At 37.6% G+C, this 23725-nt stretch carries 17 protein-coding genes; 10 read left to right on the top strand and 7 right to left on the bottom strand.

What is annotated here, in order from left to right:
• Positions 1-90: 90 nt before the first annotated feature.
• A complete protein-coding gene (locus tag J8L71_RS17725) occupies positions 91-765 on the bottom strand; it encodes a DUF4760 domain-containing protein (protein ID WP_211001695.1) in 675 nt (224 codons plus the stop codon).
• Positions 766-1161: 396 nt separating this feature from the next.
• Between J8L71_RS17725 and yegQ the strand changes: the two genes are divergently transcribed.
• On the top strand, positions 1162-2547 hold the full coding sequence (yegQ, locus tag J8L71_RS17720; RefSeq protein ID WP_211001694.1) for a tRNA 5-hydroxyuridine modification protein YegQ: 1386 nt from the start codon (positions 1162-1164) through the stop codon (positions 2545-2547).
• Between the two features lie 223 nt (positions 2548-2770).
• Positions 2771-3643: a DMT family transporter gene (locus tag J8L71_RS17715; RefSeq protein ID WP_211001693.1), complete on the top strand. Its 873-nt coding sequence runs from the start codon at positions 2771-2773 to the stop codon at positions 3641-3643.
• A 44-nt stretch (positions 3644-3687) separates the two neighbouring features.
• Here J8L71_RS17715 and J8L71_RS17710 read toward each other — a convergent pair whose 3' ends face one another.
• The 3 genes from J8L71_RS17710 to J8L71_RS17700 form a co-directional block, all read right to left on the bottom strand.
• Positions 3688-4581, bottom strand: a complete 894-nt coding sequence (locus J8L71_RS17710) for a LysR family transcriptional regulator (protein WP_211001692.1) — start codon at positions 4579-4581, stop codon at positions 3688-3690.
• Between the two features lie 600 nt (positions 4582-5181).
• A complete protein-coding gene (locus J8L71_RS17705; protein ID WP_211001691.1) occupies positions 5182-7905 on the bottom strand; it encodes a TonB-dependent receptor in 2724 nt (907 codons plus the stop codon).
• 21 nt (positions 7906-7926) lie between these two features.
• Positions 7927-8988 carry a Ca2+-dependent phosphoinositide-specific phospholipase C gene (locus J8L71_RS17700; RefSeq protein ID WP_211001690.1) on the bottom strand — a complete coding sequence of 354 codons (1062 nt, stop codon included), beginning with the start codon at positions 8986-8988 and terminating at the stop codon, positions 7927-7929.
• Between the two features lie 179 nt (positions 8989-9167).
• On the opposite strand from J8L71_RS17700, the gene J8L71_RS17695 reads away from it, so the two are divergent.
• Entirely contained in the window at positions 9168-10955 is a 1788-nt protein-coding gene (locus tag J8L71_RS17695) for a metallophosphoesterase (protein ID WP_247655364.1), read from the top strand.
• Here J8L71_RS17695 and J8L71_RS17690 read toward each other — a convergent pair.
• The 3 genes from J8L71_RS17690 to J8L71_RS17680 form a co-directional block, all read right to left on the bottom strand.
• On the bottom strand, positions 10952-13807 hold the full coding sequence (locus tag J8L71_RS17690) for a TonB-dependent receptor (RefSeq protein WP_211001689.1): 2856 nt from the start codon (positions 13805-13807) through the stop codon (positions 10952-10954). The genes J8L71_RS17695 and J8L71_RS17690 overlap by 4 nt on opposite strands.
• 42 nt (positions 13808-13849) lie before the next feature.
• Positions 13850-14827, bottom strand: coding sequence for a FecR domain-containing protein (locus J8L71_RS17685; protein WP_211001688.1), 978 nt, complete (start codon positions 14825-14827; stop codon positions 13850-13852).
• Positions 14828-14890: 63 nt separating this feature from the next.
• Positions 14891-15418: an RNA polymerase sigma factor gene (locus tag J8L71_RS17680; RefSeq protein WP_247655363.1), complete on the bottom strand. Its 528-nt coding sequence runs from the start codon at positions 15416-15418 to the stop codon at positions 14891-14893.
• A 153-nt stretch (positions 15419-15571) separates the two neighbouring features.
• On the opposite strand from J8L71_RS17680, the gene J8L71_RS17675 reads away from it, so the two are divergent.
• From J8L71_RS17675 to J8L71_RS17645, 7 genes are all read left to right on the top strand, one after another.
• The gene (locus J8L71_RS17675) at positions 15572-16321 is read left to right on the top strand and encodes a hypothetical protein (RefSeq protein ID WP_211001687.1); all 750 of its coding nucleotides are present in this window, start codon (positions 15572-15574) and stop codon (positions 16319-16321) included.
• A 19-nt stretch (positions 16322-16340) separates the two neighbouring features.
• Positions 16341-17315: a WYL domain-containing protein gene (locus tag J8L71_RS17670; protein WP_211001686.1), complete on the top strand. Its 975-nt coding sequence runs from the start codon at positions 16341-16343 to the stop codon at positions 17313-17315.
• Positions 17316-17393: 78 nt separating this feature from the next.
• A complete protein-coding gene (locus tag J8L71_RS17665; RefSeq protein ID WP_211001685.1) occupies positions 17394-18491 on the top strand; it encodes a cell division protein FtsZ in 1098 nt (365 codons plus the stop codon).
• 75 nt (positions 18492-18566) lie between these two features.
• Positions 18567-18860, top strand: a complete 294-nt coding sequence (locus J8L71_RS17660) for a cyclic-phosphate processing receiver domain-containing protein (RefSeq protein WP_211001684.1) — start codon at positions 18567-18569, stop codon at positions 18858-18860.
• Between the two features lie 429 nt (positions 18861-19289).
• Positions 19290-19535, top strand: a complete 246-nt coding sequence (locus J8L71_RS17655) for a YfhL family 4Fe-4S dicluster ferredoxin (protein WP_211001683.1) — start codon at positions 19290-19292, stop codon at positions 19533-19535.
• Positions 19536-19734: 199 nt separating this feature from the next.
• Positions 19735-20439, top strand: a complete 705-nt coding sequence (locus tag J8L71_RS17650) for a metallophosphoesterase (RefSeq protein ID WP_211001682.1) — start codon at positions 19735-19737, stop codon at positions 20437-20439.
• Positions 20440-20608: 169 nt separating this feature from the next.
• Complete coding sequence (locus tag J8L71_RS17645; RefSeq protein WP_211001681.1) at positions 20609-23536, top strand: TonB-dependent receptor; 2928 nt, start codon at positions 20609-20611, stop codon at positions 23534-23536.
• The last annotated feature ends 189 nt before the right edge of the window (positions 23537-23725 follow it).

Here is a 23725-nt window from a genome sequence, read left to right as displayed (position 1 = left end):
GATTGCTGTTTTGTGATGTAGGTACATACCGGTTTTAAATAAAGCTATGTAAGACACCAATTAAGAATCCTAAAGTGGGAATTCAGAACTTTAATTCAAAGTCTTAATTGTTTTAATTAGTTCTTGTTCTCTTTTTTGTAGCTCTTTTATGGCTTGTTTCTTACAGGAGTTGTAAGGATAGTTTTTATTTAATGTCAGGTTCAAGTTTGTAGCTGCGGTGTGTAGTTCTTTTAAACTTGAGTGCAATAAGTTTGATTGAATTGCCTTTTCTTTTAACCTCCTAACTTTCCATTTTATGGCCAATCTAGTAAACATAATAAAGTATTTTGGATTTTCTTGTTGCGAATATATTATGTAAGGTTGAAATGAGTCATACATGTTTATGATGGTTGAACCGTATGCTCGGTATAAGAGTTTTTCATCAAAAGTTTTGGCTAAAATACCATTTGCTACACTTTCCCACTCGTTTAGTAATAAGTCTAGATTGTCTGAAAGTTGGATGTATTTGCTTATAGGTAGCTTTTTTGCTGTTCTCAGCTCCTTGGTAGCACGGAAAGCTTTGACTATTTTTTTATTGTGCTTATAAGATGCCTCAAAGTCCAAAGAATTTTTCTCTCTTGAGATATGTTTTTGAAGCGTAAAGCCTAATATAGCAACTATTGAGGCGATTATAGAAGCTATAATCGGAGCAGGTATTGTGAATATATATGTTAGTAGAATTAAGGAAGCTAGGGCAAATGAGAATATATAAAAAGGCCTGACCATCAGCTACAGTTGCTCCGTTTAAGGCAAAATAAGAGGCTAAGCCTCTTATTTTTAATCGCTATGTGGGACTTAAGTCCATTTCTCTTCTTCAGGGTTATGTTTTGAAATTAACATTTTAACTCTCCTATAGTTACCGAATACTGTTGTTTACAGTTGGTAATAAGCGCAAGTATGGCTAATAAATTAGTTGAAATCAACCATTACTAGAAAAGACCGGCGGGTATTTTTAAGAAGGTCTAACGATTAGTTCAGTAGGCAATCTATCCTTTTTTCTATCTTGAAAAAATGGACAATATTGACTTTGATCAAAATAGTTAATAAAAAGCCTCTTATAATACCGCGCTCGTAAATTAATCATGCAACCGACTTATACTCGGTTCGATGTATGGAGCGCACATGCCAACTGTTTCTTCTTTAACTTCTTTTGTACCTGAACTGTTATGCCCGGCAGGGAGTTTAAAAAATATGTGCTATGCCTTTGCTTATGGTGCCGATGCCGTATATGCGGGGCAGCCTCGTTATAGTTTGCGAGTGCGTAATAATGAGTTTGACCTAGATACTTTGCAAATAGGTATTAATGAAGCACATGCGCAAAATAAAAAGTTTTATGTGGTATCAAATATTGCCCCGCATAACGCTAAGGTTAAATCGTACTTACAAGATATTGAACCGGTTATAGCCATGGGGCCCGATGCGCTGATTATGTCAGACCCTGGTTTAATTATGCTGGTACGTGAAAAGTGGCCAGCCATGCCTATTCACTTATCTGTGCAAGCAAACGCAGTTAATTTTGCTAGCGTGCAGTTTTGGGCAAAACAAGGCATTGAGCGGGTTATTTTATCTCGCGAGCTCTCGCTTGAAGAAATAAAAGAAATACGCACACTCTGCCCAAATACGGAGCTTGAGGTGTTTGTACATGGTGCATTATGCATGGCGTATTCTGGGCGTTGTTTGCTCTCTGGTTATATAAACAAACGCGACCCAAACCAAGGTACCTGTACAAATGCATGCCGCTGGGATTACGATGTAAAACCAGGCATTGAAAACGAAACGGGTGAAATGGTGCATAAGTTTGATCCCAAACAGGTGATTCCTACCCTTGGTGAGGGCGCGCCGAGTAACGATGTATTTATGTTAGAGGAGCAAGGCCGCCCTGGTGAATATATGCCTGCATTTGAGGATGAACACGGCACGTATATTATGAACTCAAAAGATTTACGCGCCGTGCAATATGTTGAACAGTTAACAAAAATGGGTGTACATAGTTTAAAAATAGAAGGGCGTACTAAGTCATTTTATTATGTGGCGCGCACTGCACAAGTGTATCGAAAAGCAATAGATGACGCGGCTTTGGGTAAACCATTCGATACTAACTTATTTAAAACGCTTGAGAACTTAGCACATAGAGGCTACACCGAAGGCTTTTTAAAGCGCCATGCCCATCAAGAATATCAAAACTATGGATACGGTCACTCGGTATCCACTAAGCAGCAATTTGTGGGTGAAGTACTTGAGCGCGACGAAAGCGGATTAGTAAACATAGACGTTAAAAATAAATTTTGCATCGGCCACTCACTTGAACTGATGACCCCACAAGGAAACATTACTTTTGAACTTGAATACATGCAAAACAAAAAGGGAGAAAGTATTAGCGAAGCTAAAGGTTCTGGTCACATTGTAAAAATCCCGCTAGATGAGAGCGTTAACTTAGATCACGCTATTTTAATGCGTAACCTAGATGCACACCAAGATACCCGAAATCCATTCAAAGAGGTCAGTTAGAGTCTACTTTAATAACTGCTCAAAGCTATTTTATTAAATAGAGTGACGCTGAGCAGTTATATCTTCATCTGCTATTTTTTAAATACCATTTATGGAATTTACCTTATCATTTATGCTTATTTATAAAATTTTAAAAGCGAATATAATGGATATTCGTACTTAACACGTGTTGTTAAATCGCTCCTCACTGTTACCCCATAACTTTTTAAAGGAATCATTTTGTATGTGGATAATTTTTGCATTACTCGCGACCGTTTTTTTTGGTGCTCGAGGAGTATTGTATCAATGGACGTCGCAAAAAAAAATTAATCGTAACTTATTATTATTCGGTGTATTTTTTGTTGGGTTTATTATTAGTGCGCTAGGTACTGTGGTATTTGAGCACACATGGTATGGCTGGGCAGACATTACGGTTGGGCTGGCTTTAGGTTTTGGCTCTTTTGCTGCTAATGGTTTATTGCATAAGGGGTTTTCGGTTGGTAAAGCGTCTTTAATTAGTATTTTATCTGGATTAACGCCCCTGTTTGTCCTTTTATTTGCTTTTTTATTATGGCAGGAAACCTTAACAACAATTCAATTAATTGGCTTTTTCATTATTTTTGGTGGCCTTTATATCATTCGTTATTCAAGCGATATTTCGTTGAACAACCTACAAGGTGCACAATGGGGATTACTCGCTGCACTTGCCTTTGCGTTTAATGATTTAATGGGTAAGCAATCAACACTTCTTGAGGCCGATACGTTCGCCACTTTAACCTCTATGTTTGGGTTTGGCAGCTTTTTATTTGCTGTCAGTTGGTTAGTAAAACGTAAAAATGCACTTGCAGCGCAAAACAGCTCTGATACGTATTGGTCTGCGAGTAAAACATTTTCGTGCGGATTACTGATTGGGTTAACAAACGTGGCAGGTATGGTGGCAATAATATCGGCATTCTCGCTAGGTAACACAGGACTTGTTTCGGCTATTGCCGGAATGAACATTTTAATTATTTTGCTCTACTCACGCATCATTCTAAAAGAGTCGTTTACCCGCCAAGAAGTGATAGGATTAGCAACAGCATTTTTAGGTGTAATTGTACTTAGGCTTAGTTTTTAAACGTCGAATTAGCTTAATTATTGCAATGATTAAAACCCACACTGCTACACATTATTAAAGTGTTGCAGTGTATGGTCTATCAGTAATCGCACTCGATAAGGTATTTGTTTTCTGTCGCGATAAAGTATAGAAAATGGCTGCCCGTTACTTTTCCAGTCAGGAAGAATACGTTTAAGCTTTCCGGCTTCAATAAGAGGCAATGTTATATAATCAGGAATGTAGCTAATGCCTACACCAGACTCAACGGCTTGTTTCATCATTTGAATTTCATCAACTTCTAGCCGGACATGCGTGTTTGGATTAAAACTATACTCTTCGCTCGTTTGCTGATTTTTTAACTGCCACGGCACTAACCCAACGCACGTAACTTTTGGGTGATCTTTTAATTGCTCAGGATGAGTGATGGGATGATGTTCATAATTGGGGTGAACACACAGCAGATTATGAGTAAGCTTAAGTTCTCTAATAACCCAATTATCAATAGCAGGGTTTCGTATTCTAAACGCTATATCAATTCCTTCTTTTTCAATATCAATAAGGTTATTGGAAAAGCGTAAATCTAGTTGAATATCGGGATATAGCAGTAAAAAATCACAAAAAATAGCACTTAAAAAGTGTTTACCCATGTAAATGGGTGCAGAGATCCTAATTTTCCCTTTGGGTTGGTCTTTTTCATCACAAAGTGCCTGCTCAATACACTCTACTTCGTCAAATAACTTACTATAGCGGTCGTAATATAACTCGCCGGTATGCGTAAGTGTAACTCTATGGGCATCTCGATTTAGGAGTGTTAATTGCAAAGCCTGCTCTAATAAACGTATTCTACGGCTTAGAGTTGATAGTGACATATCAAGGCTTGTTGATGCTTTTTTAAAGCTACCTAATTTTACTATGGTGCAAAAATAACGTAAATCATCGAGAGAATAAATAGCTGCCATCAGAACTACTTTATTATTTAGGTTTTAGGCAATATTAACAGCGGTACTTTAAAATTTCATTAGAGATTAAGGGGTAAGAACTGAAGTTAGGCAATAAAATTTTATATAACTTTGATTTCATAACTCTGCAATAAAGGCACTGGTAAACACCGTAACTCAATCTGTTCAGCAAATAAATTAAAAGTAGTTTTAAGCCATGCTGGTTAAAGCCATTGAAAATAGATTTACAACGAGTGCTTTATTTAATTAAGTGAATTTATAAGTCATCTTTTTTGATGAGTCCTTAAAGAATAACTAGGGTCTGTTGATCTTTGCGGATTAAAATTTGTTCAAACTAGGGGCTATTTAATCGCGGCGCGAGGTTTGTAACCTAGTGGGCTAAGTAAAAACCGAGCAACAAAGAGTAAATAGCCCCTAGAAAGAACCCTTTGGGCAGCGTCTGTTTGGCATTAATGCTACGTTATCGCCCATTTATGGGGAATAACCACACTACATAGGCTCTGCCTTGCCTAAATACCAAACAGACTGCTGCAAATTTAACCTTGAAAGAACAACAGACCCTAGAGACTCCACACAAAAGTGGAGTCTCATTTTTATAACTTAAAAGCGATAACTTGCACCTAAATAAACAGTACGGCCATTTACCGTCGTATTGTATAAACGATCATTAGAGTCTGAATATTGCTCTTCTCGTTCATTAGTCAAATTACTGGCTTCTATAGTGAGCTTTAGTTTTTCATTAACCTGATAAAATGCTGATGCATCTATATAAGTACTGGCATGAAAACCATTTTCGTCTTCATCGCCGTTACCCGCTTGTACCGATGCAATATAGTCACTTCTATAAGCTGCTGCAACGCGTGCGCCCCATGAATCAGAATCGTAATATACTGTAAAGTTACCCGAATGCTCTGACAGGCCAGGGAATGATTTATATTGATCAATACCTGAATTTCCCACATTACGATACAGTGCTTCACCATCAGCAAATGTATAGTTAGCAATAACACCTAAGTTATTAAATGGGGCTGGTAAAAAGTCGAGGTCTCGTTGAAAAGCGAGCTCCCAGCCACTAATATCACTTTCATCTAAGTTTTGTGGCTGAATAACAGTAAAAACAGTATTTGCTGTTTGCGGATTACCGTTTTCGTCTACGTCGCCTAAAAAGCTAAGAGGATATCCAGTTTGACTGTATGGAATATCATATGTTTCGGTGATAATGAAGTTATCGATAGATTTATGGAAGTAACTTACGGCCGCGTACCCAATGTTTTCAAAATAATACTCGACTGAAAAGTCAAAGTTAACAGATTCGTAAGGTTTAAGGTTTGGGTTTCCTGAACTGATACTGAGGCCATTGGTTGATGTGGCATCATTTTGTACAACACCTGTTGGCACTAATGCACCGAGCGAAGGGCGGGTTAGGTTTTCCCCATAGCTTGCACGCAGTACTAAACTGTTATTACTATCCCAAACTAAATTTATAGCAGGTAATAGTCCTGAGTAGGTGTTTTCAACATCAACTACTTCTCCATTTATTAAACCAATGGCGGTGGTTTTAGTATCGTAATGACGTACACCGGCATTAGCCATTAAGTAACCTGAGCCTAGTTCCCATTCGGCTTCGTATTGCAAATAAGCCCCAAAGGTTTTTTCTTGTACGTTATCGGTAAAATCAGGATCATCTAAATTAGGATCGATGTTCATACTTGCTAGTGTGCCTAGTACATCGACACTTACCCATTGTTGTTTATTGTGCGCGGCATTTGTAAATGTCAGGCTTGAGTCGACTGTGTCGTTAAGTACGCCATTTTCCCAATCGCTGCGGTTGATGTTATCAGATTTAGTTTCACCGTTTTCACTTTCAAACTTTTTATTAGATACACCGAACTTTATATTTGAAGTACTGTTAAGTGTGTAATTAAAATCTAATTTTATAGAGTCAAATGTATTGGTTATTTCTTCTTCAGATATATCAATTTCGTGATAGCGGAATAAACTACTGTCAGTAGGATCAAACCCATAAGTATTTTCCCCATAATAAGCATCCTCGCGATAATCAATGGTTTCATCGCCAAATGTTTCTAGGTAAACTTTAACACTGCCTGTATTGAACTTGGTTTGTGAACGCCCAACTAAGGCGGTCATATTTAAATCTTCTGTAATTTGCCAATCACTATCTAATACAAACTGACTTATTTGGGTATCAGCATATTGGCTACGGCTTTCTGAATGAATAGCTGCATTTTCAAATACTGAATAAATAGCATCGTTATTTTCGTTTATTTCAAGTGTTGTGAGCTTTGAGCATATTTGTTCGTTATTGTAAGCCGGTCCAGTACAGCCAATAGCTGTTGAACTTGAGCCCCTGTTTTGTAGGTGATATTCATTACGATCGTTATTAAGTTCGCCATATAAGGCGTCAAAGCCGAGTTCAAAATTATTAGTGGGGCGATACTGTAGCGAAAGCGTTGTACCTAAGCGTTCTTGATCATTCTCAAATAACGAATAGCGACTACCGCGTGAAAAGCTCACTTCTTCGTTATTTATTTTTTCTTGTAGTTCACCTGAAAGATTTGAGATATCAGAGCCTGAAGCATTTTTTTTGCGCCAGCGATACGTATTGTAACCTTGCTCATTTACATCACGTTTGCTGTATGCAATTGAAAATAATGCGCCAAACTTATCATCCCAAGTATCTGAGATCAGAGCTGCAAAACGTGGGCTAACATCATCAGTTTGTGAATTGTCACCAAGTTGACCTGATATTGCAGTATTAAAACCATCAAAATCAAATGGTTTTGCTGTATGAAGTCCAACAGTTCCGCCTATACCACCTTCATCCATTTCGGCTGAAAAAGATTTTTTTACGTCAACGCGCTGAAATAGCTCAGAAGCAAATATGTTAAAATCAAAGGCGCGTGATCTGCTGACTGAGCCTCGGCTATCCATTGCCGAAGAAGACGTACCCAAAGCCTCCATACCGTTAAGTTGAACTTGTGTAAAGTTTGGCCCTAAGCCTCGTAATGAAATTTGTCGGCCTTCGCCACCCTCTCGAGTAATCGCAATGCCAGGCACTCGTTGTAGTGAGTCAGCTAGGTTTAGATCTGGAAAATCAGCAATATCCTCAGCGACAATAGAGTCTTGTGCGCCCACAGCATTTCGTTTTAAATCTTTTGCTTTTAACAAGCTGTTGCGATAACCCTGTACAACTATTTCTTCTACGTCTGGCTTTACACCTTGCTCTGCATGTAGGTAGTTTGAAATACCTAACGTGCTCATTATAGCAGTTGCTAAAAGCGCACGAGATGGTTTGTTTAACATGATGCTTCCTTGGTTTTTAATTTAAAGTTGATTATTAATAAAAGGGTTAGTGCGCACTAAATGACCTTCGTCAAATTGAACCACATAGTTAAAGCGCGCCTGTTGTGGCGAGCCGGGTATAAAATCGGTCGAAATTACTTGAGCACCGCTACTTTTTGCGGCGTTAAATTGAATTGTTCGCTGAGAATTGGTTGCACTTAAAGTTGCATCTGCGCGGGTACGCACCATGTAACCTTTAAGTACAAGTTGCTGAATTTTATAAAAGTTGCGTGTAGGATTGTTCACAACCATAAAAGCAGCTTCGGGCTCGCTTTCATCATAATTGGCAAACATACTAGCCCCTTTTAACGAGGGCCTATTTTGTTTATAAAGGGCTGATTGTTGTGTATTGCCATCAAATAAGAATATGAACTTACCTGCCAAGGCGCGTGTACTTGGCCACCCAAACTTAACGACTGTTTGGTTTAAAGATAACGGTATTTTACGTAAGTTATCAGGCGTAAATAATGAGCTAGGTAACGACTTTCGAATTACTTCATCGAGTAAATAATAATCTTTCGATGTAAACTTAAGTGGATTATTCCCAAGCACTAAATCTGATCGCGTTTCTTTTACATTGAGCATTACAACAATAGGAAAGTGCTGCGGGTTTGCCTCTGACCATGTTTTCAATGTATTCAAACATCCACTAAGCAATACACAATGGCTTTGCACATCAATATCTGGGATGTGCATTACTTTAAATCCGGGGGTAGCTAATTGCTTTTTTTCTAACTCATTAAACAAAGGAGGGGTTGCAAAAGAATTAGCCCAGGGTTTTATGTATAAATCCCCACTAGGGTCCTTTAAAACGTCAATTTCTAAATGGCGAACACCGCTATTTAGCTGCTTAATAATAGGAGAATGACCGTAATCAATATTAGCCATTAATTTAGGATTTAAATCATTTAATTTATGTTTAACGCCTACGTTTAATGTTTTTTTATAACTGTTATGTGAGCCAATAATTTGCATTGTGTTTAATGGCTTAGCGTTAACGCTGGTTATATGAACTACAAATATAATAAAAATAAAAAGTGGCATAGCATGTCTCAATTGTTGAGTTTGCTATCTAAGAGCGAGCATTTATAAATTAGGGGACATAAAAATATGGATTTAATAAAAGCTTCATAATAGAAAAACACTTTTTTAAAGTTTTATGTCCCCTTTTACCCTTTATTACTCTCTAGTTAATAAGGTGATTGAAAACTGGATAAACCATAATGATTAAAGTAAAAACTGTGTGGTTAGCACTATGGATTGGGTTATGTATCACATTTAAAGTGAGTGCTATTGAGTACTTCGAGGTTAAAAGTCAGGCGAAGATGGAGACGGTTAAAGTTGCATTTTTAGCCGATATTCATCTACATGATATTTTTGCTAATTTACATAATACAGACAACATAGAGCTACCAACGGATGTAGGGTCAAAGCAACCATTACTGGTGCGCAGTATGTATGCGCAGCTTCACTCAACGCGACTTTTCAATGAAAATTATTTCGTTTTTTTACATGTATTAGATGAGCTGGTGGAAAAAGAAATTAAGCTAGTCGTTTTACCTGGCGATTTTACTGATGACGGCCAACCCATTAATGTAAGGGCTCTGGCACGTATTTTAGGCCATTATGGAAAAAAATATGGGATGCGTTTTTTTGCGATTCCAGGCAATCATGACCCCGTAAAGCCATTTACAACTGTGGCAGGTAAAGCTGACTTCTTAACGGCTCAAGGTAAAGAGTTTGGCGTGTATAGTTATCAACATGAAAAGTGTATGACTAAGCAGTCTGTATGTGATGATGGTTTAAAAAACTGGGGATACACTGAAATATTAAGCACACTTAATGACTTTGGATTTAGCAAACATAAAAGTGACGTGTTATATGAAACACCCTATAAAAACCGAGAGTTTATATGGTGTGACCCTCATGATATGAATCATTGTATCACGATGCCAGATGCGAGCTACTTAGTTGAGCCCATAAAAGATGTTTGGTTAATGGCAATAGATGCCAATGTGTATGCACCACAATGGCAAAATTCGCCACTCACTTTTAAGGGGTCGTCTAGTGCCGGCTATAATGCTTTAATTGATGCAAAGCCCTTACTGTTAAAGTGGATAAAAACGGTTGTAAAAAGGTCAAAAGAGCAAAACAAAACACTGATCGCATTTAGTCACTTTCCAATGGGAGAGTTTTACGATAATGCGAATGATGAATTACATAAAGTGTTTAGCCGTGGCCACTTTTCCCTACCTAGAGTGCCTACACCCCGTACAGCACAAATACTTGCAGATACAGGACTAACACTACATTTTGCAGGGCATATGCATCTAAATGATACTGCGCTGGTAACAAGTAATCGGGACTCACAGTTAGTTAATGTACAAGTGCCAAGTTTAGCTGCTTATAAAGCTGCATATAAGGTTGCAGAGCTAAATTTAGCTGAGCAAACCGCATTGGTAAGTACTCATACATTAGACGATGTTCCTGGTTTTAATGATTTATTTGGTTTATATGAAGAGGAATGGTTATATCGTAATCGGCATAACCTTAGTAACTTTGACCGAACTATTTTGAGCTCAAAAAATTATGGTGATTTTACTAAACAGCATTTATTTGGACTTATTAGTCAGCGTTTTTTAAAACGCGATTGGCCAAAAGATTTAGTGACATGGCTAAACGATAATCACTATTTGGCTGATTGGTTAACAAATATGCAGTGTTTAAGTAAGGTCTCGCCTAATTTGTTAATTCAACTTAAAGCTTTATCAACAAAAGAATGGCTTCAAGATTTTTATGTATTAAGAAATGGCGATGTAACTGCAGATATAACGCCTCAAAAGCGTATGACTTATCAACAGCTAAATGATTTTTTAGCTAAATCGACATGTAAAACAGGTACGCAAATACAGCTATACTTAGCTTTGTTAATAAAAGTAATGGCAAAATTTAGTAAGCATAGCCAAGGTGAGAATTTTAGGGTTGATCTAAAAACAGGGGAGATTACCTAATAGTGATAACTCAACCCCAAGTAATAAGTGCGACCACTTGTGGTTGAGTTGTAGGCTCTTAGTGTTGAATTACTGTATTGTCGCTCTTGTTCATTGCTGAGATTAAATGCGCTAAATTTAAGTTTCCAATGATTAGAAAAATAATAATTTATATTTGCATCCCAATAAATAGTTGGCATAAACCCCGTTTCGTTTTCATCGAGCAAAAGACTGCCTGCCCGAACTAAATATTTATCTCTAAAAATAGCGCCTAGTTTAAAATTGAACTTAGGATGATCGTAAAAGATCATACTTGAAGCGGTTATTTTAGATAAAAAAGGTAGGTTTTTTTTAAATAAAGCTGAGCCATTATTTGAGTCGTAATACGTGACTTTGCCTTTATTGTAAGTTGTTTGTAGGTTGATACCCCAGTCAGAATTATGTATTAAATAATTTAAACTTATTTCCGCTCCCCACTGATAAGCTGATTCTGCATTACTTAGCCAAAGGTTATTTATATCGGGGGTTGTAGACTCTAAAGTTTCTGATAAAGGAACTTGTGTGGTAACTATGTAATCGTCTAAGTCTTTATAAAAGAGTGATATATTAAACGTACTACGACTACTAAAATCTGCCTCTAAGGAAATATCGGTATTATAAGATAAGTAAGGTTTTAGATTTGAGTTAAATGTATATTTTGTACTATTTAGGGTATCGTTTAAACCATCAAAACTTAGTGAGTTCAGTAATGGTTTTGAATAGTTTTTAGAAAGTCCTACACGTAATCGCCATTTATCGTTTATAAAATATGATCCATTAAAAGTTGGAAGCCAAAGGCTATATGAAATAGGAGAGTAAGGGGCTTGAGTGTGAGATGTTATGGATTCTGCTTGGTAACGTAAACCTATATGAGCTTCCCATTGTGCCTGCTCTGTGCTTATTAAAGTATAAGCTCCTCTGCTATATTCTTGTATATGCTCGGCTTCACTGGTGATTGATGAACTATTATTTTGTATGTTGAATGGGTCGATGCCATAAAGTTTAAGTGCCTCATTAGTGTTTATTTTTAACCATTGTAGGCTTTTATGTGCATTTTGCGGTGAAACGTACGACGCAGGAAGGTCAGTTAATTGTTGTGGTGCGTTGGTTAATTCATTAAAAAAAATATCGTTTTGCTGTGCGTTATACATTTTATTTTCAAACAGAGTCCAATCAGCTCCAAATTGCAGTTTTATTAAACTATTAATGTCATATTTAAAATCTAATTTTGCGAAGGTGTATTCACTATTTGAATTGTATTGTTCTATATCACCATGATGCATTTGCCACATTGTAGGATTTTTTAAATTTTCACTGTAGTTAATATCTGCATAAAATGAAGTTTTACGATAATCAATCGTAACGTCACTTATGCCTTGGGTATAAATCTTATTGCTGTAAGGAATGTCATACTTTGATTGTTCTTTTCCTAGTATGGCGCTTACTTTCCAATTTTTATCCACTTGTTGCGTAAGCGATAGCACACCTTGTTGATATGCAGTACTTATTTCTTGGGTTCTACTCTCGGTTGCGACTCGTGCATTTTCATAACGTGCAAACACTAACTCATTATTTTCATTAGCTTGAATGTCTGTAATTGTTGTTAGTCCTTTAATTATAGGCGTAGACTGCTCCCCTCTAGGGTATAAATGGTATTCATGCCTACCTCCTTTTAAAAAACCTGAGAGTATATCAAAATCAAAATGGGTGGTTTCATTTTTATACTCTACAGATAGATTTGCCCCAAATCGCTGCTGTGTAGCTTGCCATACCGAGTACCGATTACCGCGAGGAACTATATAATCGCCTTGAGTCAAATGCAGGGCCTGTGATTGGGTTAAAGCCGATAGGTCAGCCTCATCTATTGCGATATTACGCCAGCGAAATGTATTAGCACCTTGCTCTAACGACTCTCTGGTTGTGTATGCAACGCTTGCAAGTATTCCCCAATTATTCCATGTGTTAGAAATTAAGCTTGAATAGCGTTTTGCGCCTGTACCCACATAGTCGTTGTAGCCAACTTCTGGGGTAATAATAAATTTAAATCCCTCATTGTCTAAAGGGTTTATAGTTTGTAATGCCATTGTTCCAGATATTCCACCTGCAATTTTATCGGCGGAATATGCTTTAATCACACGTATTTGTTTAAAGAGTTCGGCAGGTAAAATATTGAAGTCGAAAGAACGATCGCGCTGTTTTTGCACTCGGCTATCCATAGGTGAATCATTATTTGCTAACACGGGCATGCCGTTGAGTGTCACCAAGCTAAAATCAGGATAGTTCCCTCGTATTGATACTTGGCGACCTTCGCCTGCTTCGCGAGTAATTGCTACGCCAGGAATATACTGTAAGGCCTCAGCCAAGTTAGTATTGGGAATATCGGTAATATCTTGTGCTGAAATTGCTTCACTAATTGTTTTATTATTGTGTTTTAAATTTCGTGAGCTAGCTAATGAATAGCGAATACCCTTTACTGTTATTTCTTCAAGCACTTCGCTATTGGTAGTTATTTTTTTTTGAAAAATAACAAAACCTTTGTCTTGAATTTTATATGTTAACTCGCTGCCTTTTAATAAAAAATCGAGTGCTTGAGCAAGTGTATGATCGCCCATTAAGGTGGACGTAGTTTTGTCGCTGATAAGTGAAGGGTTACTACTAAAAGAGACTGCATATGCATTTGCCACCTCTCTTAAGCTATCATTGAGAGAACCCGCTGGTATATAAATAAAGGTACTTGTATTTTTTGCTGCACTAGGCAATGTTGTTAAACAACTAACACCAATAAAAAAGTACGCTAAAATATTTTTATTTAATGTACGTCCCTGTTTTAGCATAATCGTTTAATCAAAGTAATACAGTCATATTTTTTTACTCATTTAAGGTAACGTTAAATGAAGTACGTTGTTCTTCTTATCTACTTTCCAGTTATAAGTTGATGCAATGAGCATAAGGCTTTGTTGTGGCGTTTCGAGATTAAATCGTCCGCTAATTAGTGTGTTATTTAGTATGTTATCCACTTTAATTACCATAGGGCTGTAACGCTGTAATTGTTTAATAACACTGGTTAGAGGTTCTTTTTCTGCATCAATCCAACCCATTCGCCAAGCAGGGAGTTGTGCTAACTGCTGGCTATAATCTACAGTTATATGTCCATTTTTTATAACAGCTTGTTGAGAGGGAGTTAATACCACTTTATCTAAAGCCGACACCTCTACTTTGCCTTCGTACACAGTTACCACTACGTCATCTTTATTGCGTTCTACATCAAAAGAAGTACCCACTACTTTAATGCTTGCTTGTCCTGAATTTATTATAAATGGCCGTGTTTTATCTTTGGCTACATCAAAAAAAACCTGTCCTTTTTTTAATTCGATTTGCCTTGAGTGTGGTAGCAAGTGCGCAGTTAACGCGCTATCTGCATTTAAGTGCAAATATGAACCGTCATCTAATAACTGCGATACACGTTTACCTAAATGTGCTTCTAAAAGCTGAGGCAGGTTAGATTTAACTGCGGTTTTTGCAATAGGTGTTGGTGACAATGCCTGTTGAGATATAGCAAGCCAGTACACTGCAAAAGCAATAGCGCTAAAACTAGCTGCTAACGCGAGCATAGGTAAGGTCCTAAAACGTTGACTATTAGACGTAATTATTGGAGTCGGTAAACTATTTTGATTAGTGTAAATGTGTAGAGCCTGTTTAACAGCAGGATCGCCAAATACATTGGCTATTTTTTCAAATGCATTCTTATTTTCTGTGCATTTTAACCAAAGCGATAGTTCTGCACGGTCATGATCATTTAAATCATTAATCCGATCTACCCAATCTGCTGCCTGTTCTAAGCGTTGTTCGTTCATTAAAAAACCTAACCTGCGTTTATTAAATATAAAGAGCGTAAAAGTGTGATAAAGGGGACATTTTTATTGATTTTTTTCAATGCTTAGCGTTATTTGTATCATTGCGCGCGTAATATGTTTTTTTACAGATTCTTGGCTCATATTTAATTGCAGACTAATTTCTTCGCGACTTAATCCGTCAATACGTCGAAGCTTAAATACTTTTCTTCTTAACGGTGGCAATTCTTCCAACGCACTTTTAACAAGCTCGAGCTTTTGCTCTGTAATAGACTGCGCTTCTGGATCGCTATTATCATTTGTAAAAAGCTCAATATCTTCTGCATTATTTGGCTGGCTTTTATTTTTTTGCCAATCACTATATATAACAGACTTTGCGACTTGATTTATGTACGCCTGAAAGTTTTCAATTTCTGATGTATCATTTCTATTTAATGTTCTTATTAGAGCTTCTTGCACAAGATCGTCTACGTCATCTGTATTATTGGTCCGACGACTAATGAATTTACGAATATGGCTGATAACGTTTTTTACATCGCTTTGTTCAGAAGAAATATTTAAATTTGATGGCAGGGGGCTTTTAAAAGTCTTCATTACTCAGTCTAGAATTTTGTTTTAAATAAATACTAAGTGAATAATATGACCAATTGATTACAGGTACGCTTGGTAAGTCAAAGAAGGTAATTAAGAACTGGACTTATAAGCTTTAATTTTTAAAAAGGATATCTATGAAAGTTAATGAACAGTATGTCTATATATACAGAGACCCAAAGGCTTTTCAAAATTAAATATGCGGGGCGGGGAAAGTCTGCTACACGAGCCTCATCGCACCAAAAAAAGACACATAACATCGAATTTGAGAATTGGCTGAAAAATGCAAGCTATAAGCTCGAAATAGCAGGCCCGTATGAAAATGAACAAACAGCAATTGATGTTGAAGAAGCATTAATTTCCACTCACCAGCCTGAATTTAATATGCGAAAAGAGTCTTCCAAGTACAGCTTTCGCCCTTTGGGTGTGCCAGAAAAATACGTTATTAGGCTTGAGCAACAACCTTTAAACTATGGCGATTTGTTTAAAGGGAATACAGAGTCAATTATATTAGTTAAGGTCACAGATAAAACGTTAGGTGATAGAGTTGGGTATAATTTAGTAGAGCCACCTAGTGATGCTGCAATAGTTGAAAGAGTAGAAAAATACTGGCAACTAGGAAATAATAAATATCTAGGTACTTGGATTAAAGATAAAAAACTGTCTCCGACGTTAATACTTGGTATTACGGGGAGTCCTGGAAACCAAGTAATAATTGCCTCTCTTGAAGTTGATATTTCTGCATGGGATGCGGTTGAAGTTATGAAAAAAAAGCTCATAACAGTACCTTTAAAAGATCGATCAAAGTTAGATAAACATTATTTACGTGGGTATCGTATAGCTTTATCAGCTGACATAAAATTTGGACGAAGTATCCAAGAGCACTTTAGAGTAATTCAAAAATGACTCCACACCATTTAATATAATGATCTCACACCGCCATTTATCCATTTTAGAGCTTGTGCCAATAGCGCCAAGCTCTATTTCGACCCACCAGTTGCAGCAAAAATTGCTTGAACGTGACTTTGATATTTCAATTCGCATGCTACAGAGAGATCTTCAATCATTATACGAGCAAGAGTGCTTCGGTATTGAAAAAGATACACGCAGTAAACCGTATGGTTGGTCTATCAATGCGCAGTGGCGAGGTGGTAATGCGAAAATAATGGGCAGTGAAGTGGCTCAACATTACTTGTTGCTAGAGCAGTTACTACCGCAATCTGTCCCCAGAGATGTTAAACAGTCGGTACGTATTAAAGCAGAGCAGGCGCTAAAACGTTTTAATGGCCATTTGCCCGATTGGCTTTCAACCCTGCCAAAACCACCGTTAAAAGTGAATATTGATAGCAAATTAGTTGCGCAAATTGAGCATGCGATTAAGCATAAGCGTGCGGTGAGCGCTGAGCTTTATAGGGTGCTTTATGATGAGGCATATTGGCTAAAATTTGCTGAATTGAGCTTTTATAACTTAGTCGAGCAAGGCGGCGTTTTAATGGCGCAGTTTATGGTGGGAGAGCTTCACGATAAATGTTACCAGATGCCGGTTTACCGCATTCGTAATGTACACATTTTGCAAAAGACACGACGAGAGCCAAGCAATGAGCAGTTAAAGTCGTTACGTAGTGCGATTAACAAAGGCATGTCGCAAGAAGCGATTGAGTTAATTGTAAAAGTACCCAGTCATTCTGCAGTTAATCAAGGGTTTATTGAGCTTGGTGAGCAGACTGACAAGCAACAAATTGACGATAAAAACGTATTACTTACCTACCAGGCTATTGATACGGAACAACTAACCGATGAGCTATTTAAATGTGCTCATTGGCTTGAAGTCATACAACCTGAGCGCATTAGGAAGAGAATTACCACAAAGCTTAAAGCGGCTGCTAGTAACTATCAATAACGTTAATCAACTTAGGTGCGTCAATTTTTGACGTACCTATTTGTTATGCTCCTTTAAAAGTTAAGGAGTGATTAGATTATGTTTCAATTAATTCAGCAAAATGATGGTTTATCAATCGGTGTATTTGGTATTGGTGGGTGCGGTTGTAATACGCTTAACAGTATTTTTGAGCAACGTGAGTCTGAACAGGCTCACCTGTATAGTGTTAATACCGACAAAGTAGTGCTTAAGCATACACAAAGTGATGAAGTAGTGCTTATAGGTGCTGAGCTTACGCATGGGTATGGTGCCGGCGCCGACCCTAAAATAGGGCTGCAAGCCGCGGAAGAAAGTAAAGAGCAGCTTTTAACGCTTATTAATGGCTGCGATATCATACTGTGTGCAATGGGGTTGGGTGGTGGTACTGGGACTGGCGCTAGCCCTTATATTGCACAACTTGCTAGTGAGCAAGGTAAGCCGATTATATTTGTTGCTACATTACCATTTAGTAGTGAAGGTGAGTTTAGAAGCAATATAGCGCAAACTGGTCTAAATGAACTCAAAGAGTATGCTAATGCGGTTATTACGCTCCCAAACGATCAACTCATTGAAGTGCTAGGTAATGATATTGGCTTATTTGATGCGTTTAAACACTCAAACCAAATACTCCACTCAATCATAAAATCATTAATCGATATGCTTTGCTATCAAGGCTTAATAAACGTTGATTTAAATGACTTTGCTAAAATTATGGATTGCCAGGGAGATGCTGTACTAGGTGTTGGTAAATGCGATGAAGAAAGCGAGCTTACTACTGCGCTTGATAGTGCACTTAACAATCCGCTGGTTAATCAAGTTGATATGTCATCAAGTACAGGTGTGATAATACAAGTAAATTGCAAAGATGAAATTTCACTAGGTAGTTATAACCTGATTACCGATACAGTACGTCAGCAGGTAAGCCCTAATGCGTTAGTTATTTGTGGTGTATCAAAAATAGAAAGCCTAGCGACTAACTATGAGCTGTTGATCATCGCAACCGATGCAAGCGCTAAGATGATTGTTGAACCTTTCAATAATGCGCCTAGTAGCGAAGTCGAACAATCGCCAGCTGCAAGGGCTAAACCTCAAACTTCTGATATTTTTGACATACCAGCGTTTATACGTAATCAAGCTCCAGCACCATCTGGAAAATAACTATTATTATATAGCTTAAAGGGTTGTTAGTTATTGTTTTCAGAGTCTGAATAAATTTTTCAGTGAGATAAACCTATGAATATATATTTAGATGATGAAAGAGAAACACCAGCCGGTTGGTTACGAGCCTATTGGCCTGATGAAGTGGTTGCACTTTTGCAGAGCGGCAAAGTAAAACAGCTCAGCCTTGATCATGATTTAGGAAATGATAATAAAGGCACTGGCTATGACGTTTTACTTTGGATTGAGCGGGCAGTGTTTATTGATGGCTTTGTACCACCGATAATAGCCGTCCATTCAGCTAATAGCTCAGCACGAATTAAAATGGAATGCGCAATTGCACAAATTAATTTACTGGCTAAGCATTAATATTGAATGAGACTAAAAATAAGTCACGTTCTAAAGTGGTCGCCACTGAGCGAAAAGCATAAGATATTTTTGATACCCCTGCTCTTAGAAGAAATCAATCTGCACCACGTAGTAAAAGCACTTTGTAGGGTTTGCAAGCAAAGACAGCGGTATATAGCTATAGGTAAGCGCGACCACAGGACGATTTAGATAAAAATTTATTAGCTTTGCTATTACCTTCACAAATAGAGGCCTTAAGGCGATTTTTATTGATTGAGATCAACAAAGCAACAGAGAAAACAGGCATAATTCGCGGCTGTATCTCACACCAAAAAATTAAAAATTGTGGCTTTTTACTAAGCTAATGTTGAGTGTAAATTAGCCTCAACACAGCTGTAATTTTTCTCATCTTTTTGTCTTATAATGATTTTAATTGAAAAAGGGTAAAAAGTGGCTTTACTTATAAATAATAAATGCATTAACTGCGATATTTGTGTTGCCGAGTGCCCGAATACGGCCATTTATATGGGGCCTAAAATTTATCAAATAGACTCTGCAAAGTGCACAGAATGTGTAGGGCATTATGATAATCCTACGTGCGTTATTGTATGCCCAATTAATTGTATAAAGCCCGATCCTAATAATCGTGAAAACCTCGATGAACTAGCTCAAAAGTATGTCAGGTTAACTAGTTAGCGTTAATAAACCTTTCAACTGATCACAATATAGTACAAATATAGTTTCCTCTAAGGTTGCTTATAACTTGAACATACTTCAACCCCGAGAGGCCAATATTATTTTAGCTTCATTAAATGTTAATTATAGTGTGTTACTTTAGTACTTTATAAACTCAACGTTTAATCTAGATATAGGGTTAGATTTATAGGAGTCTATTTTGAAAATAGGTACTAACGCTATCCAAAGTGCACCCTCTAAACACGTAATGTCGCTAGATAATGATTGTCGCGTATTTGTTGTAGGCGATCTTGATGGTGACTTACCCGCCTTAAAGCATGAACTTAATAAAGTAAATTTTGACCCGCAAATAGATTTTTTATTTTGCTTAGGCGATTTTGTTGATCGAGGTGAGCAAACCCCGGATTTATTCTCTTACCTTCAGGCCATTAATGCATTTATGGTTTTAGGTAATCATGAGCATTTAATGCTTGAGTCGTTATCGAGTAACGATAAAGCTGCATATAAATTATGGACAGCAAATGGTGGTAATTGGCACAAGTCAATTTCAAGTGAAAAGCTTAAAGTTATGTGTAATGCGCTTTTAAGTAAGCCGCTTTCGATAATACTCGATTATCGTGGTTACAAAATTGGTTTATCTCACACATTTCCTAAAATATGGGATTGGAATAATTACCCCGATGATAAGTCAACGGTTGTAGAGTCGTTACTGTGGGATCGTGATGTAGTTAAGCACGATAAAATAATAAGCAGTGATGGCGTTGATTTTTCTATTCATGGGCATAATTCAACTAAAACGCCATTTTGGATTGGCAATAGCTATCATATTGATACAAATTATTTAGGAGGAAAACCAACCCTTTTAAAGCTTAGTGAAGTTATTAAAAGTATATCTTTAAAATAATTAACAGTAATGGCTGTTTAATAATCTATTTTTTATTTGCGTTAACAAACGATTAAGTTTGGCTGTGTAAAATTGGCGCAAATTTGCCATTACGTAACATAATTACGTAAAAGGATTAACTATTTGCTTTAGCTTGTGCAAAGCAAGTTTAAATGGAACAGCCTCTCTCATGTTATTAACACGCCATTTTTCACTCCCTTTTTCAAAACTTTCTAAATCATCACTTTATTTATCTGCACTTTCAGCGCTTGGTTCAGGTTACGCCTATGCAGATCAAGAAGCTTTAAATGCAATAAATAAAAAAGAGATAGAAGTAATAGAAGTACGCGGAATACGTTCCAGCATGGCCGAAAATTTAGATGTTAAGCGTATGTCGGGATCTGTAGTAGATGCAATTACTGCTGAGGATATTGGTAAGTTCCCTGATAAAAATGTGGCTGACTCATTACAACGTGTACCAGGTGTCGTTATTGAACGTGATGGCGGGGAAGGTGCGTCGGTGAGTATTCGTGGTTTATCGTCTGAGCTTACGTTTACTCAGCTCAATGGTAATTTTATTGCGTCTTCGCCGGGCGAGCCTTCGCGTTCTTTTGATTACACATTACTACCTTCTTCTATGATTGAAAGCGTTGAAGTATTTAAATCGCCAGAAGCACGATTAGACGAAGGTGGTGTTGGCGGTACTGTATTAATGCATAGCCGAAAGCCATTGAGTATGGAGGCGAACTCAGGTGTATTTAATGTAGAAAGCACTTACGCCGATGTTTCCAAAGAGTATGAACCGCAATTTACTGGGTTGTATTCGTGGAAAAACAATGATGAAAATTTTGGCATTTTAGTGGGTTATACCTATCAAGAGCGAACAAATAGAACGCTCTCAGGTGGTACCGATGCAAATGTATGGCGCTATACTGGTGACGGCCAACCTACTGATATTACTGGTAACGCAGTTGATAACAACAATGGCTGGGATACGATAAATGATGCAAGTGGTAATAGTTACGATGGGGTGTGGTTTCCGCAAGTAGTGCGTGGCTCAGTACTGAACGAAAAACGTGAGCGCGAAGGGGTTCAATTTAGTACGCAGTGGCGGCCAACAAATCGCTTAGAGCTAGGTTTTAATTATTTTGGTTTTACACTCGGGCAAGACCGAACTGAGTCTGTAATTGATATACCTGAATGGTCACTCAACCCAGACTTTTTAACGGCGGTTAATCTCGACGAAACAGGCACTATTGCAACAGGTATGCAGTACGATGCTATGGCAAGCGGCGTCGAAAATGATATGCAGTTTCCGTGGATGCGCGGAAGCTATGTGCGAGAAGAGTCAACTTCAGAAACGTTTGATTTTAATTTAACTTACGAGGGTGATAACTTCAAAGCACGCTTTGTAATTGGTAACACACAATCAGAGGGTGGCCCTAAGGAAAGCTGGGAAGCGGCGTATAAAAGTTCTAACGCGGGCGAAAGCGCAGCGACTATACAAAACGCAGCTCAAACAGCTGGTTGGTCACTAGAGCAAGATAACGTATCACTTAATATTGATCCAAACACACTCGCTAACTTACAAAATGGTATTGGTGGTGGGCGTGATGCGGGTTCATCAAACTCAAGCTTTGTACGCAGTGAGCTTGAAGAAGACTACTATCAAGCAGATGTCGATTTTTATGTTGACTGGGGCTTTTTAAAAACCATTAGAACAGGCGCTAAATATCGCCATGCGACGCTTCATAGAGAAACAGGTAATACTTTTTTTTTAGATCCTAATTTTGATATTGCTGCAGGTGAAGCGAGTGAGCAAGGAATAACGCAGTTCGATAGTTATCAATGGAATGGTGGGATGCCGCTGGCACAAGATGTATTTACTAATCAAACAAATATCATAGGTGGGTTTGGCATAAACCAAATGCCAAGTGTTGACTGGGACAAGTATCGTGATTTAGTGACAGCTAACTACAACCCATATACGCGAATTGAAGATAACTTTGTTTACGATATAGAAGAAAAAATATCTGCTTTTTATATTCAAGGTGATTTTGAGTTTAGTGAAGTAAGAGGTAATTTGGGCGTACGCATAGTACAAACTAAAACATTTACTTCATCAACCGACCTGTATACCTATCAATTAGATCATACAAATGATGAAACAGGGGAGCCAGTAACAGGTGACGCTCGCTTTGTAGAAGACTATCAATTAGTCACTCAGCAAAATAAAGACACTCAAATTTTGCCAAGCTTTAATATTGCGTGGGATGCTACCGATGATTTGGTTGTTCGTGGAGCAATTGCAAAAGGAATGTCGCGTCCTGATTACGGCGATTTAGGTGCGCAGCAGCGTATTACATTTGTATCGGATGAATGGGCAAATGATAGATCTGCATTTAACGAGCTTCCTGGTTTTAGTGGCAGCGGTGGTAATAAAAACTTAAAACCGTTTGAGTCAGTACAGAGCGATTTATCTATTGAGTATTATTACAGCGAAGGCTCAGCAGTAGGTTTGGCACTATTTTACAAAAAGGTCGATAACTTTGTCGTACCGCTTGTAATAAATGCACAGCAAAGCTTTGCAGGAAAAACCAACATAGTAGATAGTGGTACTATTACTATTTCACCCTACAGCACTGTGGGTAATGGCACCGATGCAGTATCAAAAGGCGTGGAAGTATTTATTCAGCATGCATTTGATAATGGCTTCGGGTTTTACGCAAACTATACCTATAACAAAACTAATAAAGCAGACGTTACTATAAATGGCGAAGCGTTCGGTCAATCGCCACTAATTGGCAGCGCTAAATATCAGTACAATACATCTGTTTATTACGAAGCTGATTATTTTAATGTACGTGCTTCTTATAATAAGCGAGGAGAAACAGTACTCGGTTTAAATAGCGGGTTAAATGTATACCAAGACCCTTACGAACAACTCGATGTAAATGCATCCGTAAATTTATACGATGGGCTTAGCTTTACTGCAGCGGTTATTAATTTAACTAAATCTGAATCAGTAACGCGTTTAGGAAATGACACCGATGCACGATTACTCAATACTAGCTACTCAGGTCGTCGTTATTACGCTGGTTTTAACTATAGCTTTTAGATATATGGCTTAATAGCAGATCAAAGACATTATTATTTGATAGAGCAAGCTATAACAAACAATTTTAAAAGGTATAAAATGTTAATAAAGTGCTGGTTATGTTGTTTTTTTATTGTGTTTAGCTCAAATACTCAACGAACAGTGTTTTATTTGAAGTTTTATCGATAAAACGCTTGCGTAAAAATCTGT

Source organism: Pseudoalteromonas sp. MMG007 (genome assembly GCF_018100985.1).
Taxonomy (GTDB): Bacteria; Pseudomonadota; Gammaproteobacteria; order Enterobacterales; family Alteromonadaceae; genus Pseudoalteromonas.
This window is presented reverse-complemented; position numbering and strand designations above follow the sequence as displayed.

Bases quoted from the DNA above. Each gene is read 5' to 3' on its own strand.
- J8L71_RS17725 (WP_211001695.1), bottom strand. From the start codon at position 765: ATGGTCAGGCCTTTTTATATATTCTCATTTGCCCTAGCTTCCTTAATT.
- yegQ (WP_211001694.1), top strand. From the start codon at position 1,162: ATGCCAACTGTTTCTTCTTTAACTTCTTTTGTACCTGAACTGTTATGC.
- J8L71_RS17715 (WP_211001693.1), top strand. From the start codon at position 2,771: ATGTGGATAATTTTTGCATTACTCGCGACCGTTTTTTTTGGTGCTCGA.
- J8L71_RS17710 (WP_211001692.1), bottom strand. From the start codon at position 4,581: ATGGCAGCTATTTATTCTCTCGATGATTTACGTTATTTTTGCACCATA.
- J8L71_RS17705 (WP_211001691.1), bottom strand. From the start codon at position 7,905: ATGTTAAACAAACCATCTCGTGCGCTTTTAGCAACTGCTATAATGAGC.
- J8L71_RS17700 (WP_211001690.1), bottom strand. From the start codon at position 8,988: ATGCCACTTTTTATTTTTATTATATTTGTAGTTCATATAACCAGCGTT.
- J8L71_RS17695 (WP_247655364.1), top strand. From the start codon at position 9,168: ATGATTAAAGTAAAAACTGTGTGGTTAGCACTATGGATTGGGTTATGT.
- J8L71_RS17690 (WP_211001689.1), bottom strand. From the start codon at position 13,807: ATGCTAAAACAGGGACGTACATTAAATAAAAATATTTTAGCGTACTTT.
- J8L71_RS17685 (WP_211001688.1), bottom strand. From the start codon at position 14,827: ATGAACGAACAACGCTTAGAACAGGCAGCAGATTGGGTAGATCGGATT.
- J8L71_RS17680 (WP_247655363.1), bottom strand. From the start codon at position 15,418: ATGAAGACTTTTAAAAGCCCCCTGCCATCAAATTTAAATATTTCTTCT.
- J8L71_RS17675 (WP_211001687.1), top strand. From the start codon at position 15,572: ATGTCTATATATACAGAGACCCAAAGGCTTTTCAAAATTAAATATGCG.
- J8L71_RS17670 (WP_211001686.1), top strand. From the start codon at position 16,341: ATGATCTCACACCGCCATTTATCCATTTTAGAGCTTGTGCCAATAGCG.
- J8L71_RS17665 (WP_211001685.1), top strand. From the start codon at position 17,394: ATGTTTCAATTAATTCAGCAAAATGATGGTTTATCAATCGGTGTATTT.
- J8L71_RS17660 (WP_211001684.1), top strand. From the start codon at position 18,567: ATGAATATATATTTAGATGATGAAAGAGAAACACCAGCCGGTTGGTTA.
- J8L71_RS17645 (WP_211001681.1), top strand. From the start codon at position 20,609: ATGTTATTAACACGCCATTTTTCACTCCCTTTTTCAAAACTTTCTAAA.